3 protein-coding genes are annotated in these 18,763 nt (G+C 77.2%); all 3 read right to left on the bottom strand.

Features of this window, described 5'->3' with window-relative positions:
• Positions 1-4 precede the first annotated feature (4 nt).
• From ABZT47_RS31280 to ABZT47_RS31270, 3 genes are read right to left on the bottom strand one after another with little or no spacing between them, the layout of a single operon-like run.
• Entirely contained in the window at positions 5-3,910 is a 3,906-nt protein-coding gene (locus tag ABZT47_RS31280; RefSeq protein ID WP_354850067.1) for an SDR family oxidoreductase, read from the bottom strand.
• Positions 3,907-13,149: an SDR family NAD(P)-dependent oxidoreductase gene (locus ABZT47_RS31275; RefSeq protein ID WP_354850064.1), complete on the bottom strand. Its 9,243-nt coding sequence runs from the start codon at positions 13,147-13,149 to the stop codon at positions 3,907-3,909. The genes ABZT47_RS31280 and ABZT47_RS31275 overlap by 4 nt, the downstream gene beginning before the upstream one ends.
• Complete coding sequence (locus tag ABZT47_RS31270) at positions 13,146-18,560, bottom strand: SDR family NAD(P)-dependent oxidoreductase (RefSeq protein ID WP_354850061.1); 5,415 nt, start codon at positions 18,558-18,560, stop codon at positions 13,146-13,148. Before ABZT47_RS31270 ends, ABZT47_RS31275 begins: the two co-directional genes overlap by 4 nt.
• Positions 18,561-18,763: the final 203 nt, after the last annotated feature.

The raw sequence follows: 18,763 nt of genomic DNA, 5'->3' as shown, positions 1-18,763 counted from the left end.
CCTCTCAGGTGGTGGTCAGGTCACCGGCCGCGGGGGCCAGTTCGGCGGCGTACCGCCGCAGGGTCGGGTGGTGCAGCACGGTCATCACCGACACCGGGACGCCGAGCTCCCGCTGCACCTGGCCGGTCAGCTGGGTGGCCAGCAGGGAGTGGCCGCCCAGTTCGAAGAACACGTCGTCCAGGCCGATGCGCTCGACGCCGAGCACCTCACTCCACACCCGCGCCAGGCGCCGCTGCAGCGTCGTCGCCGGCGGCACGAACGGGGTGGTCAGATCGGGGCGGGGATGGCGCGGGGCACCGGCCTCCTCGGGCGCCGGCGCGGCGGGCGCCGAGGCCGTCCACTGGGCCTGCCGGGCCGCGAGCGGGCCGCTGGAGGTGACCAGCCGCCCGAGCTTCGGGATCAGCGACCAGGCCCGGTCGAAGACCTCCACGCCTTCGGGGACGGTCATCGCGTACGCGGCGATGGTCGTGCCCGGCGCGAGGTGCGCCTCGGCACGGGTGCGCCACGCCTCCCAGTCCACCGACAGCCAGCGGCCCGCCCCGGCCCGCCGCGCCGCCAGGGCGTACGCGTCGAGTGCGGCGTTGGCGCCGGCGTAGGCGGCGAAGCCCAGTCCGCCCAGGACCGCCGCCAGCGACGACAGCGTCAGCCGGTGCGGCGCCCGGTCGCCGAGCGCCTCCTGCAGCGCCAGGAAGCCGTGCACCTTCGGCCGGAAGTGCGCCTCGGCCTGCCGCGCCGTCATCGCGACGGCGGTGCCGAAGTGGTCCTGGTGCGACACGCCCGCGCCGTGCACCACCGCGTCCAGCCGCCCGAACCGCTCCTCGGCGGCGGCGACGACCTCGCGCATGCGCGCCGGGTCGGCGGCGTCGGCGGTCAGCGCGAGCACCTCGGCGCCCGCCCGCTCCAGCGCGAGCACGTTGCGCAGGCCGCGGCGCACCCGTTCGGCGAGGTCCGGGCGTCCGAGCCAGGCCTGCCATTCCTCGCGCGGCGGAAGCGCGGAGGCCGCGGTCAAAACCAGCCGGGCGCGGACGGTGCTGGCCAGGTGCTCGGCGATCGCGAACCCGACCTCGCCCAGGCCGCCGGTGATGAGCACGACCGCGCCGTCGGGCAGCCCGGGCCGGGCGGCGTCGCGGGCGACGGGCGGCACCGGCAACCGCTCGTAGCCGGCCACCCAGCGGCCGCCGTCGCGGTGGGCGACCTGCGGGTCGTCGCCCTCGCAGGCCTCGGCGAGCAGGTCGCTCACCGCCTGGCCGGACGGCGGCCGGTCCCAGGGCACGTCCAGGTCCACGTGGCGGCAGCGGATGCCGGTGTGCTCCTGGTTGAGCACCAGTGCGAGGCCGCCCAGGGTGGCGTCCTCGGGGCGGCGCAGGTCGTCGCCGACGACGTGTTGCGCGAGGCGGCTGAGCAGCAGCATCCGCGGCGGCTCGGCGGCGGGCCGGCGCAGCAGCGCCGCGGCCAGCGCGCGGGCGCCGTGGAAGCCGTGCCGCTGGGCCTGGTCGAAGGCCGCGGCCCGTTCGCGCGCGCCGGCGCCGTCCGGGACCGGCCGGCCGGGCCCGGGGCCCCACAGCACGGTGCGGGGCGGCGCGCCGAGCGCCTCGACGAGGCGTTCGTGGTCGCCGTGGTCGTCGACGCGCACGGTGAAGCCGTCGGCGGCGGATCCGCCGAACGCCCCGCCGGGCCGTACCGCCCACACCTGCGCCCCCGCGGCGCGCAGCCGGGCGGTGACCGCCTCACCGAACGGGCCGTCCCCCTGGACCAGCCAGGGCCCGAGTTCGCGCAGCCGCCGCGCGGACGGCTCGGCGAACAGCGGCCGCGCGCGCCAGACCGGCTGGTAGAACCAGTCGGCGACCTCGTCGCGGCGGGACAGGTCGGGCTCGCCCGTGGCGGCCGCGGTCCCGGCCGCGGGTCCCGGCTCGATCCAGTAGCGCCGGCGGCGGAAAGGGTAGGTGGGCAGGGACACCCGGCGCCGGTGCCCGTCGGAGAGCACCGCCCAGTCCCAGTCCACTCCGGACAGCCACAGGTCGCCGAGCCGGCGCAGCAGCCAGGCGGCCGCGCCCTGGTCGGGCGGCGTCAGGCTCAGTGCCGGACCGCCCGGCGCGCCCGGCTCGGCGAGCGGCAGGTCGGCGAGCTCCTCGCGCCGGTGGTCCGGACCGGTGAGCTCGGCGATCCGCAGGCCCGCCGCGGCCAGCAGGCGGACCAGGGCCGCCGGGCCGCCGTCGTCCGCCAGTCCGGGAACCGCGCCGGCCAGCTCCTTCCAGGCCCGCGCGCGGGCCGGGCCGGCGTCGGGCAGGTCCAGGCGGACCGGCGGATCGCGCCGCTCGGCGGTGCCTGTGGACCATCGCGCCGGGTCGGCGAGCGCGGCCAGCGCGTCCTCGCGGTCGACGCACACGACGTGCGCGCGAACCGCGAATCCGGTCCGCGACCGCTGCAGCGTGGAGGCCACGTCGCCGAGGTCCAGGCCGGGACGGGCGGACAGATGCGCGCGCAGCCGTCGCGCGACTTCGGCCACCGCGTCCTGGTCGCGCGCGGACCAGGCCAGCAGGTACGGCCCGGACGCGGCGGGCCGCGGAGCAGGTCGCGGAGGCTCGCGCAGCACCACGTGCACGTTGGTGCCGCCGAGGCCGAACGAGCTCACCCCCGCGTGGCGGGAACCCTCCTCTCCGGGCCAGGGCCGCTGCTCGGTCAGCACGGAGAACCGGCCGCCCGCCTCGGCCAGCGCCGCGTTGGGCGTGCGGTAGTGCGGCGTGCCGGGGAGCACGCCGTGGCGCAGGGCGAGGCAGGCGCGGATGAGCCCGGCCACGCCGGAGGCACGGTCCATGTGCCCGTGAGTCGGTTTGAGCGAACCGAGAACGGTCACCGGGCGCGGGCCCGCCGGCGGGTGCTCCCGCTCGATCGCGGCGAACGCCTGGCGCATCGCCGACAGCTCGACCGAGTCGCCGAGCATGGTGCCGGTGGCGTGGCACTCGATGTAGCCGATATCGGCCGGGTCCACTCCCGACAGCCGGATCGCGTCCTCGATGACCGCGGCCTGGCCGGCGGTGCCCGGGGCGGAGTAGCCGGCCTTGCCGCGGCCGTCGTTGTTCATCGCCGAGGCGAGGACCACGGCGTGGATCTGGTCGCCGTCGCGCAGGGCGTCGTCGAGCCGCTTGAGCGCCACCACGCCCACCGCGTTGGCCACGACCGTGCCGTTGGCGGCGGCGTCGAAGCTGCGCACCGTCCCGTCCGGGGAGACGATCCCGCCCTCCTCGTACCGGTAGCCCGCCGGCTGGGGCAGGTCGATCGAAGCGCCGCCGGCCAGCGCGACGTCGCTCTCGTAGGTCAGCAGGCTCTGCACGGCCAGGTGGACCGCCGACAGCGAGGTGGAGCAGAAGCTCTGCACGCCGAGGCTGGGGCCGCGCAGGCCGAGCTTGTAGGACACCATCGTGGTCAGCGCGTCGCGGTCGTTGCCCGCGGCGAACTGCAGCTTGCCCAGCGAGCCGGTGAGGTCGGGACGGGTGAGCAGGTTCCGCTGCAGGTAGTGGCTGAAGCCGCAGCCGCCGAAGACGCCGGTGGAGCCGGGCATCCGGTCGGGCCGGTAGCCGGCCGCCTCCAGCGCCTCCCAGCAGCATTCGAGGAACAGCCGGTACTGCGGGTCGGTGGCCTCGGCCTCGCCCGGGGTCAGGCCGAAGAACGGGGCGTCGAACAGCGCCACGTCGTCGACGGGCCCGGTCACCCGCACATACCGCGGGTCGGCGAGCTCGTCGTCGCCGGCCCCGGCCGCGCGCAGCTCCTCGTCGGTGGCCCGGCGCAGCCCGGGCCGGCCGGCCAGCAGCGCGTCCCATAGGCCGTCGACGTCGGCGGCTCCCGGGAACCGTCCGGCCATCCCGATGACGGCCACCGCCGCACCGGTCCCGGTGTCGTCGGGCTGGTTCATCGCTTCCTCCTTCGCTGGGGGGCGCCGTTCCGCAGAGCCACGCGCCGCTGGTCGGCCCGGTCCTGCCGCCGCCCGTCCGCGCCAGGCCGGTCGCCGCCGGCGCCGTCCCGCAGGGTGTCGGCGAGCCGGGCGAGCGCCTCGACCGTGGGCGCCTCGTAGAGCACGTGCGGCGGCAGCTCGGCGAGGTCCAGGGCCACCCGCAGCCGGCCGATCAGGTCCACGCCGATCAGCGAGTTGCCGCCGAGCTCGAAGAAGTTGTCGGCGACGCCGACCCGGTCCAGCCGCAGCACCTCGCCCCAGGCCCCGGCGACGATCCGCTCGGTCGCGGTCTGCGGCGCGGCGTACGCGGTGGCCAGCTCCGGCCGCGGGTAGCGGGCGCCGGAGTCCTCGCCGCCCGGCCGCACGGTGTCCACGTCGAAGGCGGTGCTCAGCCGCACGATCGAGCCGAAGTCCTGGGTGGAGACGATGACGTGCGGCAGGCCGGCCGAAAGGCCCCGGCGCAGTGCCCGCCAGCCCTCGTCGAAGCCGATGCCGAAGCGGTCCCGGTGCCGGGTGAAGAACTCGCGCAGCGCCGGGTCGTAGCCGTCGAGGCCGGCCGACCAGGCGTTCCAGCGCCACTCGCCCCAGCCGACGGCGACCGTGCGCCGGCCGGTGGCCGCGCGGGCTCGCGCGAAGGCGTCGAGGTAGGCGTTGGCGGCGCAGTAGTCGACCTGGCCGGGGCCGCCACCGGTGACCGAGGTGATCGAGGAGAACAGCACCAGGAAGTCGAGCGCGATCTCGTCGCTCTCCCCGGTGCGCAGGGCCGCGGCCAGGGCCTCGGTGCCGGCGACCTTCGGCGCCAGCGCCCGGCCGAAGTCGGCCGGGTCCTTCAGCTGCATCAGGCCGATGCCGGGCACGCCCGCGGCGTGGAAGACGCCGTGCAGCGCGCCGAACCGCTCGAACGCCCGGCCGACCGCCTTCTCCACGTCGGACGGGTTGCTCACGTCCCCGGCGACGACCTCCACCTCGGCACCGGCGTCGAGCAGTTCGCGCACCGCGGTCACCCGCCGCCGGGTCCGCTCGTCGGCATCGCCGCCCGCGCCTTCCGTGCCTTCCGCGCCGGCGACGATCGCGTCCCAGCGGGGGCGCGGGGGCAGGCCGGTGCGGCCGAACAGCACCAGCCGCGCCCGGCGCTCCCGCGCCAGCTCCCGCGCCATCGCCAGGCCGATGCCGCCGAGGCCGCCGGTGATCAGGTAGACGCCTTCGTCGCGCAGCGGGTCGCCGCCTCCGGCCAGGTCGGGTAGCCGGACGTGGTCGCAGGCCCAGCGCAGGCCGTGGCGCACCGCCACCACCTGCTCGCCGTCACCGGCCAGCAGCGCGCCGAGGACGCACGGGTCGGCGGCGTCGGTCACGTCGATCAGGCGGGTGCGCACCCGCGGGTACTCCAGCGGTATCACCCGCACCGGGCCGGTGACCGTGGCCCGGGCCGGCCGCAGCTCCTCGCCGGGCAGCACCTGCTGGGTGGCCCGGGTCACCACGTCCAGCGCCCAGTCGCCCCAGCCGACCTCACCCGCGGCGCGGGCCAGCGCGGTCAGCGTCTCGAACCCGAGCCGGACGTGCTCCTGCTCGTCCGGCCGGTCGGCAAGCGTCCACAGGTGCAGCACCCGGTCCGGCTGGAACCCGCGCGCACGCAGCTCACGCAGCAGCCGTACGGTGTCCTCCAGCGAGCCGGGCCGGACGCGGAACCTCTCGCCGTCCTCGGCGTACGCCGGTCCGGCGTGCACCATGACCGTGTCGCCGCCGGACGCGGCCACCGCGTCCCGCACCGCCGCGGTGAGCTCGGCGGCGCTCCCCGCGCAGGTGAAGACCAGCCACGAGCCGGCGGCCGGGCCGGCGGCGCCGGCCGAGGGCACCTGCCGCCACGCCGGCGCGTACAGCCAGTCCCGCTCGTCCAGCCGGGGCAGCCTGCCCGCCTCGGCCAGCGAGCCGCCGCCTTCCTGGGCGGGCTCGGGCGCCCCGGCCGGTCGCGGACGGCCGCCGGAGGCGCCGTCGAGCCAGTACCGCCGGCGCTGGAACGGATAGGTGGGCAGCGGCACCCGGCGCCGGGCGGGGGCGCCGCCGGTCGGTCCGTGCATGGCCTGCCAGTCGACGTCCACGCCGGTCAGCCACAGCCGGGCGAGGGCGTCGGTCAGGGTCAGGTCGTCGGGGCGCGGGTCGTGGGCGGCGGGCAGGGTGGAGACGATGAGCGGCCACCGCTCGCGGGGGCAGCCGGAGGAGCGGATCATCGCGCCGAGCGACCAGCCCGGGCCGATCTCCACGACGGCCAGATCGGCCCGGTCGACGACGGCGCGGATGGCGTCGTCGAAGCGCACCGTCTCGCACATGTGGCGCGCCCAGTACGCCGGGTCGCCTACCAGGTCGGCGTCCGCGGGCCCGCCGGTCACGTTGGACAGGTAGGGGATCACCGGCGGGCGCAGGGTCACGTTCTCCGCGATCCAGCCGGTCAGCTCCGCGCGCAGCGGCGCGAGCCGCCTGGAGTGGAACGCGTGGGTGGTGTCCAGCTCACGACTGGCCACTCCCTGCTCGGTCAGCCGCGCGGCCAGATCCCGCACGGCGGTCACGGCGCCCGCCACGACGAGGCTGTCGGGGCCGTTGACCACGGCCACGTCCAGCCCGGCCGGCTCCAGCGGGCCGGCCAGGCCGCGCAGCCGGGCCGGCGACAGCGGCACCGCGAGCATCGCCCCGGCGGGCATGGCCGAGATCAGCGCCGCCCGGTGGGTCACCAGGCGCAGCGCGTCCCGCAGCGAGAGCACGCCCGCCAGGCAGGCCGCCACGTACTCGCCGAGGCTGTAGCCGATCATGAGCTCCGGCTGGACGCCCCAGGCCATCAGCGTGCGGGCGATGGCGTACTCGGCGGCGAACACCAGCGGCTGCGCGACGTCGGTGCGTCGCAGCGCCGCGGCCCGCTCGTCACCGGAGCCGGCGTCCGCGGCGCGGCCCAGCAGCGCGGCGAGGTCGGGCCCGCCCGCCCGCGCGCCGGTCAGCAGCCCGACCGTGTCGATACGGGGATCGCACTCCCGTATCACCTCGGCGCACTCGCCGAGCGCCGCGCGGAAGACCGGTTCGCGCCGGTAGAGCTCGGTGACCATGCCCGGGTACTGCTCGCCGACGCCCGCGAAAACGAACGCGGCCCGGCGCTCGCGCGTGGCGTCGGTGCGGGCCATCGGCCCCGGAGCGCCCGGCAGGCCGGCCAGCGACGCGCCCGCCTCCTGCAGCGACCCGGTGACCAGGGCCCGGCGGTGGCCGAACACGGCGCGTCCGGTCTGCAGGGTGAAGGCCGCGTCGGCGAGCTCCGGGGCGTCCTCCGCCAGCAGCCGCTCGCCGAGGCGCCGGCACGCCTGCTCGGCGGCCTCGTCGCCCCGCGCGGACAGCAGCAGCGCGTGGTAGCGGCGCGCGTGTCCGGCGTGCTCGGCGGGGCCGGCGGCCGGCGGCTGCTCGACCACCATGTGGACGTTGGTGCCGCCCATGCCCAGCGAGTTGACCCCGGCCAGGCGCGGACGGTCCGGGCCGCCGGGGAAGGGCGTCAGCTCGGTCTGGACGTAGAACGGGCTTCCCGCGAAGTCGATCTCGGGGTTGGGCTCGGTGAAGTGCAACTGCCGGGGCAGCACCCCGGTCCGCACCGCCAGCGCCGCCTTGATCAGCCCGGTGACGCCCGCGGCCCGGTCGAGATGCCCGACGTTGGTCTTCACCGACCCGAGCGCGCAGGAGCCGTGCTCCACGTCCGGGCCGAAGGCCCGGGTCAGCGCCGCGACCTCGATCGGGTCACCGAGCGGCGTGCCGGTGCCGTGCGCCTCGACGTAGCCGACCTCCCCGGGGCGCACGCCCGCGTCGGCCAGCGCCTCGCGGATCACCGTGGCCTGCCCGGCGACGCTGGGCGCGGTGTAGCCGACCTTCATCGCGCCGTCGTTGTTCATCGCCGAGCCGCGGATGACGGCCCATACGGTGTCGCCGTCGCGCAGCGCGTCGGCCAGCGGCTTGAGTACCACCACCGCGGCGCCGTCGCCGAACATGCTGCCGCGCGCCCGGGCGTCGAAGGCGCGTACGTGCCCGTCGGGCGAGGCCATGCCGCCCTCCTGGTAGAGGTGCCCGACCCGGTTCGGCACCCGGATCGACACGCCGCCGGCCAGGGCCAGCTCGCACTCCCCCGCCCGCAGGCTGCGGCAGGCCAGATGCGCCGCCACCAGCGAGGTCGAGCAGAACGTCTGCACCGCGACGCTCGGCCCGGTGAGGTCGAAGGTGTAGGACACGGTGGTGGTGAGGGCGTCCTTGTCGTTGCCCATCACGACTTCGTAGTCGTTGACCTCCCCCGCCGCGAGCAGGTCGTACTGCTGGGAGTGCAGGAAGTAGGTGCTGATGTTGGTGCCGCCGAACACCCCGACCCGGCCGCGTCCGCCGGGCGCGCCGTAGCCCGCGTGCTCCAGTGCCTCCCAGCACACCTCCAGGAAGACGCGCTGCTGCGGGTCGGTCAGCGCGGCCGCGCGGGGGCTGAAGCCGAAGAACCCGGCGTCGAAGTCGGCGATGCCGTCCAGCACGGGCCGGGCCGGCACGTAGTCGGGCCGCGCGGACAGTTCGGGGTCGACGCCCGCCTCGGCGAGCTCCTCCGGACTGAAGAAGCTGATGGACTCGGTGCCGTCGAGCAGGTTCCGCCAGAGCTCGGCGACGTTCGCGGCGCCGGGGAACCGTCCGGACATGCCGACGATGGCGATGCGCTGGTCGCGTACGGTCGCCTCCGTCCGCGACGCGGCGGCCGTGACCGCTGCGACCGGCTTGGCGGGTGCGGGCGCGGGCGCGACCGGCTTGGCGGGCGCGGGTGCGGTCGCCGCGTCGGGCGGCGGCACCGCGACCGGCGCGGTGTCCGCCGCCGGCTCCGGGCCGTGCCCGGCGAGAGCGGTCGTGACCGGCGTGACGGGGGGCGTGACGGGCGGCGGCTGCAGCAGCATGGCCAGGCTCCGCACGGTGGGCGCCTCGAACAGCGCCACGGCCGGCAGCCGCGTGCCGAACTCCCGGGCCACGGTCGTCAGCAACTGCAGTCCCAGCAGTGAGGTGCCGCCCAGGTCGAAGAAGTTGTCCTGCGCGCCGACCTCCCGCAGGCCGAGCTGCTCGGCCCAGATGGCGGCGAGCCGGCGTTCGGCGCCCGGCGCGGGCGGCACGAACGGCTGGGCCAGGTCCGGGCGCGGGAACCGCTGCACCTCGGGCGCCGGGGCGGCGGCCGGCTCGGGCAGCCGGCCCGCGATGCGCCGCGCCGGGTCGGCGGCGGTCGCCGTCATCGCCGGGCACGCCGACGCGAGCGCGCCGTCGAGGGCGGCCGTGCTCTGGTCCGGCGTCATCGCGTAGGCGGCGAACGCCGCGCCCGGCCCGCCGGCCAGGCGCCGCGCGGTCGGCGCCCAGGTGTCCCACTGCACGGCGAGCCAGCGCGTCGGGCCCTGCCCGGCGTCGGCCGCCTCGGCCAGCGCCGTCAACGCGGCGTTGGCGGCCGCGTACGCGGCGAAGCCGATGCCGCCGAGCACCGCGGCGACCGACGAGAACAGCAGGCAGAAGTCGGGAGCCTCGGTCGCGGGCAGCTCCTCCAGCACCCCGCGCAGAACCCGCGCCCCGCCGAGCTTCGGCGCGAAGTGCCGCGCCGTGAGGGCCGCGCCCAGGTCGCGCAGCGCGACGAAGCCGTCCGCCCCGGTCTCGCCGGCCGCGTGCACGATCCCGTCGACGCGGCCGTGCCGCCGGGTGAGCCCGGCGACCAGCTCCCGCATGCGGGCCGCGTCGGTGACGTCGGCGACCGCGACCTCCACCTCGGCGCCGGCGGCGGCCAGGCGGCGCAGCGCGGGCGGCGTCCCGGCCCGGCCGGTCCTGCTGGTGAGCACGACGCGCGCCGCGCCGCGCTCGGCCAGGTGCGTCGCGACGAGCGGGCCGACGTCCCCGAGCCCGCCGGTGATGAGATAGGTGCCGCCCGCCCGGATCGCCGAGCGCGGCGCCGCGGGCGCCGGGACGGGCACGTGCCGGGCGGCGAGGCGGACGCCGCCGCGGATCGCGACGGCGACGTCGTGCGCGGGCCGGCGGGCCTCCTCCAGCAGCGCGTCCGCCACACCGGCGGCGTCCGCCTCCGCCGCGCCGAGGTCCACGGCGCGGCAGAGCAGCCCCGGATACTCCTGGCGCGCGACGAGGCACACCGGGGCGACCGCGGCCTGCTCGGGCACGGGGACGTCGCCGGGCGCCGCCGCGCACCCGCCTCGGGTGACGGCCAGCATCTGTGGTCCGTCCAGGGCCGACTCGCCGAGCGCGCGTGCCAGCGCGGCGACGCTCGCGAAGCCCAGGACCGCGCTCCGCGCCGGGTCGCGCGCGTCGAGCGCCCACAGGTGCATGGCCAGCACGGGCCGGTCCCCCGCCTGTCCCCCGGCCCAGCGCACCAGGTCGGCGTAGTGGTCCGGGCGGTCCGGGTCGATGGCGCAGCCGTCGCCGGAGAGCCGGAGCCCGGCCCCTGGGCGCACCACGGTGCAGGGGACGCCCAGCTCCGCGAGGCGGCCGCGCAGGCCCCGCCCCGCCGGGGCGTCGCCGGCCAGGAGCAGAACGTGCGGCGTGGAGGGCCACGGCGCGGGCGCGGGCCCCGGCACGGGCTCCCATACCGGCGCGGTGAGGAACACCTCGCCGGCCCCGCCGGAGGTCGGGGCGACACCGGCCCCGGTGTGCGTCGCGTCCGCTCCGAGGATCGCGGTGACCCCCGCCCCGGAGACCGCGGCGCCTCCCGCCTCGGAGGCCGCGATGCCTCCCGCCGCGGTGACTCCGGCCCCGGCGGGGGGTACCACGGGAGGCGGGACCACGGAGGGTGGGATCACGGCGGGCGGGTCGATCCAGTAGCGCGCGCGGTCGAACGGATGGCCGGGCACATCGACCTTCCGCAGCGGGCGGTCCTGCTGGAACCGTGTCCAGTCCACCGGCACGCCCGCGAGCCAGAGCCGCCCGATCAGGGCGTACGCGGCGTGCCGCGCGGTGGCGGCGTCGCGGTCGAGGAACAGCGTCAGGTCGGCGGGACGCGATGGGCCTCGGGTCGAAGGACGCCCTACTGTGCTCGACAGCAGGCCGTCGGCGCCGAGTTCGAGCAGCACCGCGTCCTCGTCGCGCGACAGCGCGTCCGCCGCCGCGAAGTCCGCGGCGGTCAGCAGCCGCGCCCACGTCCCGGGGTCCTGGGCGGCGGCCGCGTCGAGCGGCTCGCCGGTGAGGTTGGACCACACCGCGATCGAGGGCGCGCTGAAGGTGACGTGCCGCCGCAGCCAGGCGGCCAGTTCCGCCGGGCCGGTCGGGCCGGCGGCCGTCATCGCGACCGCCAGCGCCTCCCGCAGCGGCAGCGCGCCGGCCAGGCAGGCGGCGACGGCCGCGCCCGTCCGGTGGCCGAGCACGGCGGCGGCGCCGACCCCGTGAGCCTGCAGCCACCGCCCCAGCCCGTACGCGGCGGCGAACGCGGCGACCTGCGGCGGGCTCGCGGCCAGGCTCGGGATCGGGGCGCCGGTGACCTCGGCCGCCCGCGCCAGGCATTCCTCGACCGCGTCGCGGAACCGCGGTTCGGCGGCGTGCAACTCCTCGGCCCAGCCGAGGCCGGTGCACTGGTCCGGGACCAGCAGCCGGACCGCCCGGTCGACGCGCGGCTCCGGGCGTGCGGCCACGCCCGATCCCGCCCCCAGGGCCACCGCGGCCTCGGCCGCGTCGGCGGCCACGAGGAACCTGCGGTGCTCGAACGCGGTGCGACCGCGTCGCAGCGTGTACGCGACGTCCGCGAGGAGACCGCCGGAGGTGTCGCCGGCCAGCCGCCGGGCCAGCCCCGCCGTGAGGCGGTCGGCGGCCGACGCGGTGCGGCCCGACCAGACCAGCAGCTCGACGCCCGTGCCGCCGGTGGTCTCCCGGGCCGCGTACGGCGCCTCCTCCAGCACCACGTGCGCGTTGGTGCCGCCGATGCCGAACGCGCTCACCCCGGCCCGCCGCGGGCGCTCGCCCCGTGCCCAGTCGCGGCGCTCGGTGACCACGTCGAGGGTGGCACCGCCCAGACGCAGCTGGCGGTTGGGCGTGCGGAAGTTGAGGGTGGCGGGCAGTTGCCCGTGGTGCAGGCTGAGCGCGGCCTTGATCAGCCCGGTGGCCCCGGCGGCGCGGTCGAGGTGGCCGAGATTCGTCTTCACCGAACCGATGAGGCAGGTCTGCCCGTCGAACACCTTCTGCAGGGCGGCGAGTTCGGCCGCGTCGCCGAGCGCCGTGCCGGTGCCGTGCGCCTCGAGGTAGTCGATGTCGCCGGGTGCGAGGCCGGAACTGGCCAGCGCCTCGGCGACCACGGCGGCCTGACCGCCGACGCCCGGAGCGGTGAAGCCGACCTTGCGCCCGGCGTCGTTGTTGACCGCCCAGCCACGGATCACCGCGTACACCCGGTCACCGTCGCGCAGCGCGTCCCCCAGCCGGCGCAGTGCCACCACCGCGACGCCGCTGCCCACCGGGGTGCCCAGCGCCGACTCGTCGAACGCGGCGCAGCCGCCGTCCGGCGAGGTCATCCCGCCTTCCTGGTAGAGGTAGCCGACCCGGTGCGGCACCTGCACCGAGACGCCGCCCGCCAGGGCGAGGTCGCACTCGCCGCCCGCCAGGCTGGTGGCGGCGGTGGCGACGGCGACCAGCGAGGTCGAGCAGTAGCTCTGGACGCCCAGGGAGGGCCCGGCCAGGCCGAGGATGTGCGACACCCGGGTGGTGAGCGAGTCCTTCTCGTTGCCCAGGCCGATCGCGAGCTCGCCGGTGGAGGCGACCAGGGGCTTGTTGGGCAGCAGGTTGTTGGTGAGGTAGGTGCTCCACGCGGCGCCGCCGAAGATGCCGATCAGGCCGCCGAAGCGCGACGGGTCGCAACCGGCGTCCTCCAGCGCCCTCCAGGAACACTCGAGGAACAGCCGCTGCTGCGGGTCGAGCAGCTGCGCCTCCTTCCCCGACAGCCCGAAGAACGCCGGGTCGAACAGGTCGACGTCGTCCAGCACCGCGCCGGCCTTCACGTACGCCGGGTCGGCCAGCAGGTGCTCGGGCACCCCGGCGCGGCGCAGTTCGTCGTCGGTGAACCGCGTGATGCCCGTCCTGCCGTCGAGGAGCAGGGCCCACAGTTCGCGGGTGCCGGCCGCGCCGGGGAACCGGCCCGCCATGCCGACGATCGCGATGTCGGTGTCCGACAACTCCGTGGTCGTCTGGTCGGTCACGCCGACTCCCCTCGCCTTCGCTCGCCGCCCTTGCCCGTGCGCGCCTGCCGGCGGCGCCGCCCGCGTTCACTCGCCGCGAGGGGCCGCGCGCCGGTCGGCTCTCCGCCGATCCGGGTGGCGAGCTCCGCGACCGTGGGATGCTCGAACAGCGCGGCCGGTGGCACGCTCACCCGCAGTTGCTCCTCCAGCGCGCGCACGATGCTCATGCCGACCAGGGAGTTGCCCCCGAGGTCGAAGAACGGGTCGTGCACGCCGATCTCGCCGATGCCGAGGAACGCGCTCCACACCCGCGCCACCTGCCGCTCCAGCGGGGTGCGCGGCGCGACGTAGGCCTGGCGGAGCACGGGCCGCGGATAGCGGCCGGCCTCGGCGGTCCTCCCACGCCCGTCCTCCTCGCCGCCGGAGGGCGTCGCGGCCGGGGTGCGCAGCTCTGCCCAGCGCCGGGCGAGCAGGTCCAGCGGCTCGCCGACGACCATGACGGTGGACCGTCCCTCGGCGGCGAGGCCCGCCGCGCGGGCGCTGCCCTCGGCCACGCCGATGCCATGGCGCTCGCGGTAGTCGCGTACGGCCTGCGCCAGCGCCGGCGAGTGGGCCAGCGCCGCCGACTGCCAGGCGTCGTGCCGCCACGGTCCCCACGCCACCGAGCAGACACGGGTGCCGGTGGGCTGGTCGGCCGCGGCGGCGAACGCGTCCAGCACGGCGTTGGCCGCGCCGTAGTCGCTCTCGCCCGGGCCGCCGACCTCGGCGGCGACCGAGGAGTAGCACAGCAGCAGTTCCAGCCGCTCTCCCGGCGGGGCGCCCGGGCCGGCCAGTTCCAGCAACGGGCCAAGGGCGGCGACCTTGGGCGCGAGCACGGCCCGCGCCTGCGCCGGGGTCTTGTGCTGGATGAGACCGCCGCCGGGGACACCGGCGGCGTGCACTATCCCGTGCAGCGCGCCGAAGTGCCGCCGCGCCTCGCCCACCGCCCGGCGCAGTTGCGCCGGGTCACCGGCGTCCGCGGCGAGCAGCAGCACCTCGGCCCCGAGCGCGGTCACCTCCGCGACCCCGCGCGCGCTCCGCGCGAGCCGCTCGTCGCCCGCCTCGGGCGGGGCGGGCCGGTCGGCGAGCGCGGGGAGCGGGCCGCGGCCCAGCAACGCCAGCCGGCGTACGCCGGTGCGGGCGAGTTCCCGCGCCAGGGCCAGGCCGAGGCCACGGGTGCCGCCGGTGATGAGGTAGACCCCGTCCGGCCGCCACGCGGGGGCGCCGCGGCCGATGGGCGGGCGGTGGCCGGTGGTCTCCGGCCGCCAGGACCGGGTCCACCGGTGTCCCCACCGCCAGGCGACCAGCGCGCCGGGGCCGGTGGGCTGGTCGTCCAGGCGCAGCCGCCCCAGCTCCTCGCGGACCTGACGGGCGCGCTCGGCCGCGCCGTCGCGGGCGTCGAGGTCCAGTCCCGACCAGCGCGCCCCCGGGTACTCGTGAGGGAGCGAGCGGCCGAACCCGTGCACCGCGGCCCGCTCGGGCGCGGACGCCTCCCCGCCGACGACCTCGGCGCAGCCCGCCGACACGGTCAGCAGGCGCAGGCCGGCCCCGGGCACCTGGCCGCCCAGCGCCTGGGTGAGCAGCAACAGGCTGTCGAAGCCGTGACGCAGCGCGCCGTCGAGCGTGGCGTCCGGGTCCCGTGCCGCGTCGCCGAGCAGCGCGCCGGTGTTCAGGCTCCACAGGTGGACCACGGTCACCGGGCCGGGGCCGTCACCGAGTTCCGCGACGAGCCGGCGGTAGTGGCCGGCGTCGGCGGGGTCGATCGCGCACCGGTCGCCGTGCCGCTGGTAACCGTCGCCGGGATGCGCCTCCAGCACCGTGCCGCCCTCGGCACGCAGCCGCGCGGCCAGGTGGGCGCCGACCCCGTCCGGATCGGCCAGGACCAGGTGCCGTTCCCCGGGCGCCGGCGCGATGTCCGGGGCCGGGGCCGGGGCCGGGCGGACGCTGTCGCGGGTCCACTGCGGGACGTAGGTGAGCAGGCCCGGCGGCGCTGCATGCGCGGGCGCGGAGGCGGCCTCCGGGTCCGGTTCGGGCCAGTAGCGCGAGCGCTGGAACGGGTAGGTCGGCAGGCTCACGATCCGGCCGGCGCCGCCGTGGCCGGGCTCGCCCGCGCCGCGTTCCCACAGGTCACCGAGGGCGCGCAGCACGGTCTCCCGCTCGCCGGCGTCGGGGCCGGGCCGGGTGCGGCGCTCCTCGGGCGAGCGCATGGTGGCGACGACGACGCCGTCCGGCCCGGCGAGGCCGTTCTGGCGCAGCAGCGTGCCGAGGGTGGTTCCAGGGCCGACCTCGACCAGGACGTCGGCGTGCCGCCGCAGCTCGGCCGCGCCCTGCGCGTAGCGCACGGGCCGGCACAGGTGGTCGGCCCAGTAGCGCGGGCTGGTCGCCTCCTCGCCGGTCAGCCAGGTGCCGGTGGTGTTGGAGACGATGGGCACGGAGGGCGCCGAACGGGCGACGCCCGCGATCAGCGCCGCGAGGTCGTCCCGCACCGGGTCCAGGAGCGGGGAGTGGAAGGCGTGGTCGCTGCGCATGCGCACGGAGGCGACACCGCGGCCGGCCAGCCGCCGGGCGGCGTCGGTGACCGCGTCGGCGGTGCCGGACAGCACGGTCATGGCAGGCCCGTTCAGGGCGGCGACGGCGATCGATCCGGCGGCGAGGACGTCGCCGAGATCGTCGGCGAGGTCGTCCGGCGCCGCGGCGACGGCCAGCATGGCGCCGCGCGGGACCGTCTCGATGAGTTCGGCGCGCCGCACCACCACGGCCAGCGCGTCCTCCAGGGTGAACACCCCGGCCAGGCAGGCGGCGGCGTACTCGCCGAGGCTGTAGCCGAGCAGCGCGGCCGGCCGGATGCCGCGGCTGCCGAGCAGGGCGGCCAGGGCCATCTCGACGGTGAACACGTACGGGTGGGAGAGGCCGGCGCGGGCGAGCGGGTCGCCGCCCGCGGTCCCCCGCCGCGCGGCCGCCAGAGAGGCGAAGGCGTCACCGTCCGGCGGAGCCCCCGCGAGAGCGGCGAAGGCGTCCGGCCGGTCCGCCGCGGGGCCGGTGAACAGCAGCGGGGCGAGGTCCATCCCGTGGTCGCGGGCGAGCACGTCCAGGCAGCGGTCCACGACGTCGGCGAAGGCGGGCTCGGTCGCGTAGAGCTCCCGGCCCATGCCCTGGTGGTGGTCGCCGACGCCGGGCAGCAGGTACGCCACGCGGGGGCGGTGGCCCCGGTGGCGCAGCACGTGCGCCGGGACGAAGGGCGTGGCCGACAGCTGCGCCGCCGCGTCGGCGGCGCCGGCCGCCACCAGCGCGCGGCGCGCCGGCAGGCGGGCGCGTCCCTCGTCGAGCGTGCGGGCCACGTCGGCCAGGTCCGGTGCGGGCCCCTCGGCCAGGTGCCGGGCCAGCCCCGCCGCCTGCTCCCGCAGCGCCTCAGGGCTCGCCGCCGACAGCAACAGCAGGCTCGCGCCCAGGACCGGGACCGCGTCCGAGGCCGGGACCGCGTCCGAGGCCGGGACCGCGTCCGAGGCCGGAATCGCGTCCGAGGCCGGAATCGTGATCGGGGCCGGGTCCGCCACGTCCTGTGGCACCGCCCGGTGCCCGGCAGGCATGGCCAACATGACAGACCCGGCGAACCCGGCGAACCCCGCCGACGCGGCGGACCCGGCCGACGCGGTGGACCCGGCCGACGCGGTGGACGCGGTGGACGCGGTGGACGCGGTGGACGCGGTGGACGCGGGTGGGGGTGCCTGCAGCAGGCAGTGGGCGTTGGTGCCGGACCAGCCGAAGGAGCTGACCCCGGCGACCGCCGCGGCGGGCGCCGGCAGCTCCAGGCGCCCCGGCACGGGCCGGACCGGACCGTCCGGCTCGACGGCGCCGTTGGGGGTCTCCAGGTGCAGGTTCGGCGGCAGCTCGCCGTGCTCCAGAGCGAGCACCGTCTTGATCAGACCGGCCATGCCCGCGGCCGCGAGCAGGTGACCGACCTGGGTCTTGACGGCGCCGACCCACAGCGGCGCGGTGCGGGCCGCGCCGAAGACCTCCCGCAGGGCGGACAGCTCGATCTCGTCGCCGAGCGCGGTGCCGGAGCCGTGGGCCTCCACGAACGCCACGTCCCACGGGGCGACGCCGGCGTCGGCCAGGGCGTCACGGATGACGGCGGTCTGCGAGGCCATGTTGGGCGCGGTAAGCCCGTTGCTGCGGCCGTCCTGGTTGACGGCGGAGCCGAGCAGGACGGCGCGGATGCGGTGCCCGTTGCGTACCGCGTCGGACATCCGCTCCAGGATCACCGCCCCGCCGCCCTCGCCCATGGCGAAGCCGTCGGCGGCGGCGTCGAAGGTCTTGCAGCGGCCGTCCTTGGCCAGCATCGACATCGCGCATCCCTGCACGAAGACCTCCGGGTGCAGGATGAGCGAGGCCGCCGTGACGATCACCAGGTCGGTCTCGCCGCGGCGCAGGCTCTGCCCGCCGAGGTGCAGCGCGGTCAGCGCCGAGGAGCAGGCCGTGTCGATCGTGAAGGCGGGGCCGCGCAGGTCCAGGCGGTGCGCGATGCGCCCGGCGGCGACGCTGGGCGCCGCGCCGAGCCCGAAGGTCGGGTCGGTGAGCAGGCCGTCGCCGTGCAGGTCCCGCTGCAGGCGGGTGTACTGGCCGGAGTCCATGAGGCCCGCGAACACACCGGTACGGTCGCCGGCGATGCCGTCGGGCCGCAGGCCCGCGTTCTCCAGCGCCTCCCACACCAGTTCCATCAGCAGCCGGTGCTGCGGGTCCGTGCGCAGCGCCTCCTGCGGTGAGAGGCCGAACAGCGCGGCGTCGAATCCGGCGACGTCGTTCAGGAACGCCGCCTCGCGGGTGTAGGAGTAGCGGCTGGAGGTCGGCCGTTCGTGGTCGAAGGCCGGCGGCTCCTGCCAGCGCGACGCCGGGATCTCGGTGACCGCGTGGACGCCTTTGACCAGGTTGTCCCAGTACGCCTCCGGGGTGTCGGCGCCGCCGGGGAACCGGCAGGCCACACCGACGATCACGACCGGGTCGCGCGGCACGCCGTCACGCGGGACACCGCCATGGGGCACGCCGTCACGCGGGACACCGCCATGGGGCATACCGTCACGCGGAACAACGCCGCCCTGAACGCCGCCGTGGGGCACGCCGCCGTGTGCGGCGTGCGGACCGTCGCGGGCCGGGGTTGGGACGGCGTCCGCGAGGCCCGTGGCCAGCGCCGCGGGGGTGGGCCAGCGGTAGGCCACCGCCGGGTCGACCGGGGCGCCGAGCCGGTCCTCGAGTTCGGCGAGCAGGCCGACGAGTTCGACCGAGGCGAGCCCATGGGCGGCGAAGGTGTCCGTGGGGTCGATGTCGTGGGCGGCGCGGCCGGTGAGGTCGGCCAGCCGGCCGACGATCCACCGTTCGACTTCTCCGGGATCAGACACCTGCTGTCCTTTCGTCGAGCATTTCGCCGTGCCGCGTCCTATACCGGGCGACGCCTTCCAGAACGCTGAGACCGAGGCTAGACAGTCGCGCTTTCACCTCATTTACATGGCGTTTTCAGGGCCCTTTCACGCCGCTGTCAGCACGCTGTCCGATCTATTACACGGGCCCGCGAGGCAGGATGAGCGACGACGAACGGGCATGC

Origin of the sequence: Sphaerisporangium sp. NPDC005289 (assembly GCF_040607455.1) — a bacterium.
Lineage (GTDB): Bacteria > Actinomycetota > Actinomycetes > Streptosporangiales > Streptosporangiaceae > Sphaerisporangium > Sphaerisporangium rhizosphaerae.
Note: the sequence above shows the minus strand (reverse complement) of the source record. Positions and strands in the feature narration are given on the sequence as shown.